The organism is Skermanella aerolata KACC 11604 (genome assembly GCF_000936425.1).
In the GTDB taxonomy this organism is placed as follows: Bacteria; Pseudomonadota; Alphaproteobacteria; order Azospirillales; family Azospirillaceae; genus Skermanella; species Skermanella aerolata.
Genome location: NZ_AVFK01000186.1, coordinates 1 through 762 on the forward strand (window position 1 = coordinate 1; position 762 = coordinate 762).

At 66.1% G+C, this 762-nt stretch carries 1 protein-coding gene and 1 pseudogene; both read left to right on the forward strand.

Annotated elements, in window-relative coordinates; all coding sequences use genetic code 11:
• Nucleotides 1-81: 81 nt before the first annotated feature.
• Nucleotides 82-222 (forward strand): annotated as a pseudogene (gene tnpA, locus N826_RS46280) (IS66 family insertion sequence element accessory protein TnpA); the annotation flags it as partial.
• 48 nt (nt 223-270) lie between these two features.
• On the forward strand, nt 271-669 hold the full coding sequence (gene tnpA / locus N826_RS45870) for an IS66-like element accessory protein TnpA (protein WP_052832829.1): 399 nt from the start codon (nt 271-273) through the stop codon (nt 667-669).
• The last annotated feature ends 93 nt before the right edge of the window (nt 670-762 follow it).

Consider the following 762-nt stretch of genomic DNA (forward strand, 5'->3'; position numbering starts at 1 on the left):
GTAAGCGGGTTCTGACCGCACATTCCGGGCGCTGATCGCCTGTGGAATATTCTGCTGATTTGGATCGGCGGAGGACTGTGCGTGGACGGCAAGGAACGGACAGCGGTCTGGCGCGAACGTGTCGAGGCCTGGAAGCAGAGCGGACAAAGCCGAGCGGCATTCGCCGCTGGACAGGGGATTGACCGCTGGACGCTGGGGCGGTGGATCCGGCGGTTGACTTCGGATGGGTCGAGCGCCTCCGGTCATAGTGATCGTCCTAGGGATAAGCCTATGACGCAAAGTGCTCCGCTGGTGATGGAGATCCTCGACGAGGCGTCCCGCAGGCGGCGCTGGTCGGAGGAAGAGAAGCTCCGGGTGGTGGCGGATACGATGAAACCCGGCATGTCCGTCTCGCTGGTTGCCCGACGCCGGGGCGTCAGCGCCAGTCAGCTGTTCCGCTGGCGCCGCCAGTTTGCCGGCGAGGCTGGAATACCGGAGCAGACGCCGGTCTTCGCCCCCGTGCAACTCCTGTCCGACTCCCTTGCATCGCCGCCGGCATCCGAGCCGGAGCCCTGGCACGGCGGCATCATCGAGATCAGGCTGGGCGGCGGTCGTGTCGTGCGGGTGGACCGGCACGTCGATGCCGAAGCGCTGCGCCGGGTGCTCGGCGTACTGGAGGAAGGCCGATGATCTCGGTGCCGGCCGGAGTGCGCATCTATCTGGCGCTGGAACCCTGCGACATGAGGAAAGGGTTCGACGGCCTGTCCCTGATGGTCCAGCAGA